Origin of the sequence: Amphibacillus indicireducens (assembly GCF_039539605.1) — a bacterium.
Taxonomy (GTDB): Bacteria; Bacillota; Bacilli; order Bacillales; family Amphibacillaceae; genus Amphibacillus; species Amphibacillus indicireducens.
Genome location: NZ_BAABDL010000022.1, coordinates 18,027 through 27,972 on the forward strand (window position 1 = coordinate 18,027; position 9,946 = coordinate 27,972).

9 protein-coding genes are annotated in these 9,946 nt (G+C 37.8%); 3 read left to right on the plus strand and 6 right to left on the minus strand.

What is annotated here, in order from left to right; translation table 11 throughout:
* Positions 1 to 104 precede the first annotated feature (104 nt).
* The 5 genes from ABD814_RS02420 to ABD814_RS02440 all read right to left on the minus strand — a co-directional run bounded on the left by ABD814_RS02420 (position 105) and on the right by ABD814_RS02440 (position 5,245).
* Positions 105 to 254 (minus strand): hypothetical protein, encoded by a 150-nt coding sequence (locus ABD814_RS02420; RefSeq protein WP_344909979.1) that lies wholly within the window; start codon positions 252 to 254, stop codon positions 105 to 107.
* A gap of 131 nt (positions 255 to 385) precedes the next feature.
* Positions 386 to 1,723: a CoA-disulfide reductase gene (locus ABD814_RS02425; RefSeq protein WP_344909981.1), complete on the minus strand. Its 1,338-nt coding sequence runs from the start codon at positions 1,721 to 1,723 to the stop codon at positions 386 to 388.
* A gap of 186 nt (positions 1,724 to 1,909) precedes the next feature.
* Positions 1,910 to 2,992 carry a Gfo/Idh/MocA family protein gene (locus tag ABD814_RS02430; RefSeq protein WP_344909983.1) on the minus strand — a complete coding sequence of 361 codons (1,083 nt, stop codon included), beginning with the start codon at positions 2,990 to 2,992 and terminating at the stop codon, positions 1,910 to 1,912.
* 12 nt (positions 2,993 to 3,004) lie between these two features.
* Positions 3,005 to 4,162 (minus strand): Gfo/Idh/MocA family protein, encoded by a 1,158-nt coding sequence (locus ABD814_RS02435; RefSeq protein WP_344909985.1) that lies wholly within the window; start codon positions 4,160 to 4,162, stop codon positions 3,005 to 3,007.
* 39 nt (positions 4,163 to 4,201) lie between these two features.
* The gene (locus tag ABD814_RS02440) at positions 4,202 to 5,245 is read right to left on the minus strand and encodes a Gfo/Idh/MocA family protein (protein ID WP_344909987.1); all 1,044 of its coding nucleotides are present in this window, start codon (positions 5,243 to 5,245) and stop codon (positions 4,202 to 4,204) included.
* A gap of 157 nt (positions 5,246 to 5,402) precedes the next feature.
* Between ABD814_RS02440 and ABD814_RS02445 the strand changes: the two genes are divergently transcribed.
* Complete coding sequence (locus ABD814_RS02445; protein ID WP_344909989.1) at positions 5,403 to 6,242, plus strand: AraC family transcriptional regulator; 840 nt, start codon at positions 5,403 to 5,405, stop codon at positions 6,240 to 6,242.
* 67 nt (positions 6,243 to 6,309) lie between these two features.
* On the opposite strand, the gene ABD814_RS02450 is transcribed toward ABD814_RS02445, so the two are convergent.
* Positions 6,310 to 7,014, minus strand: a complete 705-nt coding sequence (locus ABD814_RS02450; protein WP_344909991.1) for a dihydropteridine reductase — start codon at positions 7,012 to 7,014, stop codon at positions 6,310 to 6,312.
* Positions 7,015 to 7,202: 188 nt separating this feature from the next.
* On the opposite strand from ABD814_RS02450, the gene rlmH reads away from it, so the two are divergent.
* Positions 7,203 to 7,682, plus strand: a complete 480-nt coding sequence (gene rlmH / locus ABD814_RS02455; protein WP_344909993.1) for a 23S rRNA (pseudouridine(1915)-N(3))-methyltransferase RlmH — start codon at positions 7,203 to 7,205, stop codon at positions 7,680 to 7,682.
* A gap of 101 nt (positions 7,683 to 7,783) precedes the next feature.
* Positions 7,784 to 8,910 (plus strand): IS3 family transposase gene (locus ABD814_RS02460; RefSeq protein WP_344909995.1). Its coding sequence is split into 2 segments (ribosomal slippage): positions 7,784 to 8,033 and positions 8,033 to 8,910, totalling 1,128 coding nucleotides; the frame shifts between segments, so codons are not numbered across the junction.
* Positions 8,911 to 9,946: the final 1,036 nt, after the last annotated feature.

The following is a 9,946-nucleotide window of genomic DNA, read 5'->3' on the forward strand; positions in this document are numbered from 1 at the left end:
TTAGTAAAAGAGAAGCACCTTAAACCTAATTTACATGTACATTAAGAAGCATCAGCTGTGCTTTACACTTAACAGCTGATGCTTTTTAGTCGAAAAATTAATTTTTAAAACAATTGTCTAATCCTTTGCAGTTGGCGATCGTGATAAAAGTGAGCGATTCTTTGTTCAATCACAACATGACTATTTACTTGACGACTCAATTGAAAGTGTATAATTTCCAACAGTTGATTAGATTTTCGCTTTAGTTGTTTCATAGTTCTCATCCTCTGCGCCTTTGATAATTTAATCATAGCGAGAAAAATGGAAAATAAAAACAGACTTCTGGTGGATATTTTTTCATCCATTTGGTGGAGTGTAAATCATCCTTAGGGTGGAATTCAAAACCTTATCCTAACCCAGATTTCCTTACTAACTGTTGAAGCGGGTCCCAAACACCGTTATATGGCGGGGCATAGCTTAAGTCTAGATCGAGTATTTGCGTGATCGTTAATTTCGCATATAAAGCAGTAGCCAAAACATCAACTCGTTTCGACACGCCTTTTTTACCAATCACCTGTCCACCAAGTAATTGCTTTGTTTCCGTATGATAAATAAGTTTTAAATAGAGCTTTTCCGTTTCAGGATAATACCCAGCATGTGAAATCCCTTCACTTGAAACCACATCAAATGGAATGCCGAGCTGATCAGCTTCTTTCTCACTCAATCCCGTTCTTCCTAATGCGAAATCAAAAAACTTCACAATCGTTGTCCCGACAATTCCGTTAAACGTATGCGCACCACCAGCCATATTCATACCCGCGATTCGGCCTTGTTTATTCGCTGTGGTACCTAATGGAATAAAATCATTTATTTGCTTGACTCGATGATACTGTGAAGCACAATCACCCGCCGCATACACATTTTCAATCGATGTTTGCATATAATCATTTACTAAAATCGCTCCGTTATCTAACAAATGAATCCCTGTTGATTCGAGAAATTCAGTATTTGGCTTCACACCTATCGCAAGTAAAACAAGGTCTGTCTGATATGAACCTTTATCTGTAATGACTTCCTCGACACGCCCGTTTCCTGAAAAACTCTCCACCGTTTCTTCTAAGATCACTTCAATCTTTTGTTTTCTTGCTTCATCCTCAATATGCTTTGCCATATCTGGGTCAAAAATATTAGCAAGTTGATTCTCTCGTTGAATCATGCGAACGTCAAGATCGCGCGTCCTTAGAACTTCAGCCATTTCAAGTCCAATATAACCTGCCCCAATTACCGTGACATGCTTGACGTTATCCGTTAATGCGCTTACTAATTTTTTAGTATCGTCAATTGTCTTGAGTGGATAAATACCGTCAAGGTCTATGCCATCCCAATCCGGCTTAATAGGATCTGAACCTGTTGCAATTAACAATCGATCATAAGTAAATGTAATAGACTCATCACTTTGCTGGTCAACTGCAACGACTTCGCCTTCATCGGTATTTACCTCAGTTACGACCATCTCTGTACGTGCATCAATGCCGAATTTTTCTCTAAATTGTTCAGGCGTCTGCTCAACGACATCGTCAAAAGAAGGAACGACGCCATTAACAGTATAGGGTAATCCACACTGTCCGTATGAATAATCGCTCCCGCGCTCAAGTACAGTAATCTCAGCTGCATTATCTGTTCTGTATATTTCCATGGCTGCACTCATACCAGCAGCAACCCCGCCAATAATGACATATTTCATCATGCAACCCTCCCTTAATTATTTTAATGATCGCTCTACCAACGTCTATTCCCGTTTTTAGAAAATTTAATGAGTAAAAGCAAAAGAATAATAGTTTAATCACGATTTGCAATATAAATTGAGCCATACCCAAACAAAAATCCCCCACCCAGATAACCGAGGGGGAATTTTTTATAAAAAAATCTTTTAATTGGCCGGTTCGACGTTAATCGCTTGATTTTGTGCTTCAATACAAAGCTCTGCGGCTCGGAATGCATGCTCTTGTGTCATCGCCTCTTCCGTTCCATTCAAACAGTCTAAGATAAATTGACCAAAGTATGGATAGCCGACTTTTCCGGATAACTTAAAGTGCTTTTCACCTTCTTGATTGACGAGATATAAATGATCGCCACCTGGATCGCGAGCAATGTCTATATATTTTCTCAATTCAATATAGCCTTCTGTTCCAAGAATAATTGTCCGGCCATCTCCCCACGTGCCTAAACCATCAGGCGTAAACCAGTCGACCCGGAAGTAAAACGTCGCACCATTATCGGCAACGAGTGTGGCATCGCCAAAATCCTCGAATTTCGGGTACTCCTTGAAATGATAGTTCGCCACTTTACTATGCAAAACCTTTGCATCTTTTGCACCGGCAAAATGTAGGAACTGCTCAATTTGGTGACTACCGATATCACACAAAATGCCACCGTATTTCTCAGGATCAAAGAACCAATCAGGACGACTCGGCGCATTTGCTCGGTGAGGCCCCGTACCAATGACTTGAATAACACGCCCGATTGCGCCTTCTTCAATTAATTGCCCTGCAAAAATCGCACTCTCGACATGGAGCCGTTCACTATAATAAATGCCCCACTTCAAGCCTGTTTCCTCAACCTTTTGTCTAGCGAGTTTTACTTGCTCAAGTGTAGTAAATGCTGGTTTATCAACAAAGTAATGCTTGCCATGATCCAAAGCGCGTAGCCCCAATGCGCCTCTTTCAGACGGAATGCTAGCGCCTGCAATTAATTGAATCGATGGGTCTGTTAAAATTTCCTCTTCTGAGTTAGCGATTTTTACGTCGGGATACTTTTCTTTAAATGATTCCGTTTTCTTTGGATCGGGATCATAAACGGCGACTAACTGACCACCAGCTTCTGTTAAGCCGTTACACATGCCGTAAATATGGCCATGATCAAGACCAATCGCTGCAAATAAAAAGTCACCTTCTTCAACCACTTTATTTTCAAAACCTTTCGGTGCATAATTCATGCCATCCTGTTTACTCATAGGGAACCCTCCTTAGTTATTTTCGTCGCTACCTGTCGTAATTTTATTTTCAGAAAAATTCTCAATACTTGTTTTCTTTTCAAAGAAGTAAGTAGTGTTTTTCAAAATACCTTCGCGCGTGTAAAACGGACTGGAATCTGTTAAAGGCAAGGTCACAGTGTCCTTTGTACTTGCAGACTGATAGATAGCAGTAATCAACTCTAACGTCTGGCGTCCTTGTTGCCCATCAATTAATAGATCCTTTTCACCTGCGAGTGCAAGAAGAACATCATGAATTTGACCCGTGTGACCTTCGTATTCGACTTCGGGTAAGGCGTCATAAGCTTTTTGAATTCTTTCTTCTAGCTCCGTATCTTTTTCAGGAAATCCATTTTCCATTGATTTTGAAGCGGCAACCTTCCAAGGTGCTGAAACTCGAGCATTTTTCCCTTGAAAAATAAGTTGCTGCTCCTCACCATGATGAATGACCGAGCTTGTAATTTGTGCAAGACTTCCGTCAACATATTTACCGATTGCAATAGAAATATCCTCTACCTCAGCATTATCATGGGCAGCATTACTCGTGATCGCTGTGATTTCTTTAGGCATTCCTTTCATCCATTGGAAAATATCGATATGGTGAACCGCATGATTTAACGTACAACCGCCACCTTCTTTTTCCCATGTGCCTCTCCACCATAAATCATAGTAGCTGTACCCACGCCACCAAAATGAATCTACTTGAGTATGCACGATGGGCCCCATTAATTCTGTTTTAAGCAACTCTTTTAATTTCATAAAAGATGTTCTGAAGCGGTTTTGAGCAATGACCGATAAAAGCTTGCCCGTTTTCTTAGCTGTTTCATTCATTGCATCACACTCTTCTAATGAAGAAGCCATCGGTTTTTCAACAATGACATGCTTGTCTGCATGAAGTGAGTTAATCGTAATCTCAGCGTGTGTATATGGTGGTGTACAAACAGAGACTAAGTCAATGTCATCTCTTTCTAATAATTTTTTATGATCATCAAAAACCTCTGCATTCAAATTAAAATCTTTTGCCATTTTTTCAGACTTCTCCGGGTAAATATCACACAGTGCAACAATCTCACATTGATCACTAAACTCTAGATAACCTTTAATATGGGATGGTGCAATACCCCCGGTTCCAATAATCGCAACTTTCAACATAACCACTCACTCCTTTAGATTTATTAAAAATGAATCAAACTAATCAGCATGACAATAAACAGGCATGCCATCATTTGCAGCGGATTCATAAATTGCTAAGACGACGGCAAGTGCATTTTTACCATCCTGTAAGCTTACTTTTGGTTGCCTATCCTCCTTGATGGCATCAATCATATCTTTAATCACTTTTTCATGCCCAAAGCCATAAACAGTTGGTGCATTTGCTTCTTCTTCTAATAACTTTTTCAGTAATTCCTCTTGTTCGGTTTCGTAATCGTTTGTAAAGCGCCATGCTTCAATCTTATTAGCCGACATTCCGCCAAGCATGACCGTACCTGTTTCACCAAAAATGTTAATCCGACCCTCTAAATCAGTCGGATAAATGGTGCCGGCACCTTCAAATAGTCCGATCGCACTGTTTTCAAATTCTAACGTCGCCAACCCAACATTCTCCATCTCGATATCATAGAACGCTGTTTTAACTTGACCCGTCACTTTCTTCACAGGACCCATTAAATACGTCAAGAGATCAATCGTATGGATCGACTGATTCATTAAAATACCGTCTTTTTCGTAAGCCTTACCCCGCCACGGATCTTGCAGGTAATAATCTTGAGTTCTCGACCAACGGACAGAACCGACACCGTGAGAAAGCCGACCAAACATGCCTTCATCTAATGCTTTTTTAGTCAATTCAATCGATTGATTAAACCGATTTTGAAAAACAACGGTCGCTTTTACATTGTTTTTCTTTTGTGCTTCGATTAGTATATCTGCTTCATCTAAAGACAATGTCACTGGTTTTTCGATAATGACATGTTTACCAGCTTCGATTGCAGCACGTGTAATTTCAAAATGCGATTGATGATTGGTACATATATTAACCACATCAATCGAGGGATCTAACAGAATATCCCGATAATCAGAAATTATTTCAATGTCTGAAAGCGACGCAATCAATCGTTCAGCCTTTTTTATATCTAAATCACAGACTGCTTTTACCGTGGCCAATGGCTGCTCCAAAATCCCTTCTAAATGAAACTTAGCAATTCGACCACATCCAATGATGGCAAAGTTAAGCATCACGCCACCCCTCACATTTTTAGTCTTCAACTCCATCTTAAGTAACCGCTTACAATATGTCTTTGGTAATCTTGCTTAATACATTGCAAATATTGTGTTTTATATCATGCTCGATTAAAATGATGGTATCAAGTTAAGCTAACGGTAGGTGAAAAAAATGAACCAAACAATCGAATTAAAAAGTAACAAAAGCTTTGACTTAGATCACAGTGTGTTTACCTCACCTAATAACGTCAACACACATATTCATGATTGTTATGAACTGTTTTATTATATATCCGGAGATTTAACCTACTATATTGAAGGTCATGCTTATCAGTTAGAACCCCATGATCTGATTATAACCAATACAAGAGAGCTTCATCGCGTTGTCTTCAACTCAAATAGCAGTTATGAACGCAAGTACATTCACTTTAAATCAGATTATCTATCAGCTTATCAAACAGAAGATTACAATCTGCTCAACTATATTGAAAATCGTAAACTCGGACACCATAATAAGATCGCCGCAAAAGATGTGCTAGAGCAAGGCATTGATCAATTGTGGGCAAAAATTGAAGAAGCGTATTTAGCAGAGACTCCCGAGAGTGCAGTTTTAACAAAAACATATTTTATTCAAATGCTGATAAAAATAAACGAAATATTTTCCAAGTCTAATAATAAATTTGCCGAAAAATATAAATACGATGAAAAAACCATACGCTTATTAGATTACCTAAACCACAATCTAGCTAAACACATTTCTTTGGATCTGTTGGAAGAAAAATTTTATGCCAATAAATATTATTTATCACATACATTTAAGCGGATCACCGGATTCACCGTGATGGAATACGTCACCTATAAGCGAATCATTTGGGCAATGGACTTACTTGTCATGGATAATCCAGCATTGGATGTCGCCCATACGGTCGGATTTAATGATTACTCTACTTTTTATAAAGCGTTTAAAAAGATAACAGGAACATCGCCGAGAAAATACCTCAAACGAAATTAATTTAGCACAATAAAAAAGGTCCTGGTCAACTGCCAGAACCTTTTCTTTTGATAAATGTTTTAAAGGATTAGAAGGATAGAAACTCAGGTATTCGTCGTTCGTGCTTATCAATCACAATTTGATCAGACTTAATGCCATGCGTACGCAATAGATCAATATTTTGAATTAAAAATTCATCACTACCAACAACGTAGAATAGACCATCTTTATCAGAGGCTAGCTGTTCAGCTGCTTTGTAATAATCCTGGCGATTATCTACAAAATCTGAGGTGAATTTTTTATCAGAAGATGTTTTAAAAATATCTGTAAATAAAAACTGTCTGTTTGAATCGATATTAAGTGAGTGCACATGCTTAATGTTGTCAGGTTGATTGAAATATTCTAATACAAGTGGTCTAAAAGTAGCCAAGCCAACGCCAGAAGACAAAAGATAAATTGATTTGTTCTCGCGTTTTAGCGGTACGTTCGAATTCGTTTTAAATAATGCGACTTGATCGCCAATTTTAATCGTTCTTAAAATCGACTTAAACTCAGAACACTGCTCACGAATTCGCGTCGTGATGCCAATCGATTTCTCATTTGGTAAGGTCGAAATTGACATATGCCTAACTAAACTCCGATTTGGCCGCTCACCGTCATTAAATCCTTTCAGCGCAAAGTGCGTATGCGCGCCTTCTTCCCACTTGAAATCCTCAGGACAATCGAGCAGAAACGTTTTTATCTCTTCTGTTTCATCTATTATATGATTAATTTTTGTCCAATAAATTTGCATCATTCATTCCCCCCATGTTTTTAATGAGTAGACACTACTATACAACAAATGATAACCATTCTCAATTAAAAAGATTGAACATTCAAAAAATCAATGAATGTCGGATATAGATTGATGATGGTGTGGAAAAACTGGATTTAAGTGGTACAATAGAATTAAGCATAAAATGACAAATAACGAGGTTAACAATGAATATAACAATTATTAGTGTCGGAAAACTGAAAGAAAAATATTTAAAACTAGGTATCGATGAATTTACAAAACGACTTAGAGCATATGCAAACGTAAAATTAGTAGAAGTCGCAGATGAAAAAGCACCAGAAAATCTATCAGAAGCAGAAATGGAGGCGGTCAAAGACAAAGAAGGCGAACGAATTCTAGCAAAACTACAACAAGATACATACTTAATCACATTAGAAATCAAAGGCAAGCAGCTATCTTCAGAAGAACTAGCACGAAAACTGGATCAACTAGCAACTCACGGCAAAAGCAACGTAACGTTTGTGATTGGCGGGTCATTAGGTTTGAGTGAAACGGTGATGAAGAGAAGCGATTATGCACTGTCATTTTCAAAAATGACACTTCCACATCAGCTGATGCGTTTGGTATTGTTGGAGCAGGTATATCGAGCGTTTAGGATTAATCGGGGGGAACCGTACCATAAATAGTGGTAAAGCAATAAGTGGAAATTGGATAGGTTACACTAAGTTGGACAGATTTATTAAGGTCAGTTAAGATTGAGTCATTAACTGCTCTTAGGAGAGAAAACATGACAAAAAGAAAACGACGAACATTTTCTAAAACATTTAAAGAACAGGTGGTTCAACTTTATTTATCAGGCAAACCAAGGGCTGAAGTCATCAAAGAATATGACCTTACGGCCTCGGCATTTGATAAGTGGGTACGCCAGCATAAAGAAAGTGGTTCATTTGAAGAAAAGGACAATCGTACACCAGAACAAGAGGAGCTTATCCGCCTCAGAAAACAGAATCAACAACTTGCCATGGAAAATGATATTTTAAAGCAAGCAGCGCTGATCATGGGACGAAAATAAATGTGATCAGAAATAACCGTCACAAGTATTCGGTATCAGCAATGTGTAGATGTCTACAGGTCCCTCGAAGTACGTATTACTATGAAGCAAAAAAGCGTGATCATCAGGATAAAGAAATAACGAAACAAATCATTAAAATCTTTAAGGATAGTCGCCGAATTTATGGACAAAGAAAAATAAAAGAAAAATTAAAGGATTTAGGCTTTATTGTCTCGCGACGGCGCATCGGGGGAATCATGGCAGAACAAGGACTTGTATCAAAGTATACAATTGTCCAGTATAAACCAATGAAAACAGTCGTTAATGAAGAGAAAATAAGTAACAGATTAAACCGTGAATTTGATGAAAAAGATGAACTAGAAGTCGTCGTCAGTGATCTGACTTATGTAAGAGTCGGTCGACGTTGGCACTATATTTGTGTACTGGTTGATTTATTTAATCGTGAAATCATTGGTTATAGTGCTGGTCCTCACAAGACAGCCGAATTAGTAAAACGCGCTTTTGCGTCTGTGCCATATAATCTAAATCGACTCAAATTATTTCATACCGATCGCGGAAGCGAGTTTAAGAATAAAAGTATTGACCAGTCTCTTGAGGCTTTCGGCATTGAACGTTCATTAAGTGTCAAAGGGACACCGTATGACAACGCTGTAGCAGAATCAACATTTAAGACACTAAAGACCGAATTTATTTTTGGTGAGCATTTTGAAACACAAGAAGGCTTGGATTTAGGATTATTTGATTATGTCAATTGGTACAATAATGTACGTATCCATGGATCGTTAGGATACATGACCCCCAAGGAATATAAGAAATTTAAAGCGATTCTCACAGCATCATGAAGTGCCGTGCACTTTACTTGGAGACGCGAGTATGCCAGCCTGTGTGGCGGAGCCAGATATATTTATTAGCTGGCATCTCGGCTCAGAAGCATACGAGCAAAGGGTCCAAGTCAAGTGACAATGAGTTATCACTGTTTAGATTAGAATTTAAAAATAAATGAGCGAGATTGACAACTGAACACCTTATAAAAATTGTACAGTTTAGTGTTGACATACCAAATTGAGATTAATGAGGAATGGGTAAATGGAACTTTATAATAAATTATCTAAAAGTAAATGAGCACATCCTTGTTATGATAAAAGGTGTGCTCTAAATTGTTCATATCTTACTAGAATAAAAAAGACCTCTTGCGTGCCACTGTAGAACTACTATTTTATAGCCTGTTTCGAGTGATGTTATTTAGTATCGATTAGTTCGTTAAATCGTTGTGTTGATAGGGTGTGAGAGAAGTGAAGGTATGGTTTATTTTCCATCTTGTGTTAGGTGATGTTAAGTAATGCTAGGTAGTACTCCCCCAAAATTACACTGCATAAAATCTATCCATTTAATATATTTAGTCAGAGCATGTCAGATGGTTCTAAAATGAATAGACAATAACTTTATGTTGATTTATTTATGAAAATCAGATTACCAGTAGAGTTTAAAACCTCCGAATTTTTTTCATTTTTGTCTATCCACTTTTTAACCCCGGATAAAATGGATTCACAATAAATCTTAGGATTTAAAAATGTTATTTTTCCATCTTGACGAAAAATAGAGTCTGAATCCTAGATTATTCATAGCCCAATCATAAAACCTGAATAAACCGCATCAAATCAATTAAAAATAACCAATCAATCTTTCACTAATTAAGTGAAAAGGAGCCCGATCTTTGATATTGTATAAGTGACCAAACAAACACAATTCAAGGAGGACTCCATAATGAAAAGTGTAATCGAAAAGTCACTTCATTTCAACAAAATGATCAAAGTTAATTTTGACGGCGGGAATTTAACCTCAGACTCAGGGCTATTATTGTACAAAGAGTTTGATGAA

Excerpts from the sequence above, each read along its gene's own strand:
- ABD814_RS02420 (WP_344909979.1), bottom strand. The coding sequence starts at position 254 with ATGAAACAACTAAAGCGAAAATCTAATCAACTGTTGGAAATTATACAC.
- ABD814_RS02425 (WP_344909981.1), bottom strand. The coding sequence starts at position 1,723 with ATGAAATATGTCATTATTGGCGGGGTTGCTGCTGGTATGAGTGCAGCC.
- ABD814_RS02430 (WP_344909983.1), bottom strand. The coding sequence starts at position 2,992 with ATGAGTAAACAGGATGGCATGAATTATGCACCGAAAGGTTTTGAAAAT.
- ABD814_RS02435 (WP_344909985.1), bottom strand. The coding sequence starts at position 4,162 with ATGTTGAAAGTTGCGATTATTGGAACCGGGGGTATTGCACCATCCCAT.
- ABD814_RS02440 (WP_344909987.1), bottom strand. The coding sequence starts at position 5,245 with ATGCTTAACTTTGCCATCATTGGATGTGGTCGAATTGCTAAGTTTCAT.
- ABD814_RS02445 (WP_344909989.1), top strand. The coding sequence starts at position 5,403 with ATGAACCAAACAATCGAATTAAAAAGTAACAAAAGCTTTGACTTAGAT.
- ABD814_RS02450 (WP_344909991.1), bottom strand. The coding sequence starts at position 7,014 with ATGCAAATTTATTGGACAAAAATTAATCATATAATAGATGAAACAGAA.
- rlmH (WP_344909993.1), top strand. The coding sequence starts at position 7,203 with ATGAATATAACAATTATTAGTGTCGGAAAACTGAAAGAAAAATATTTA.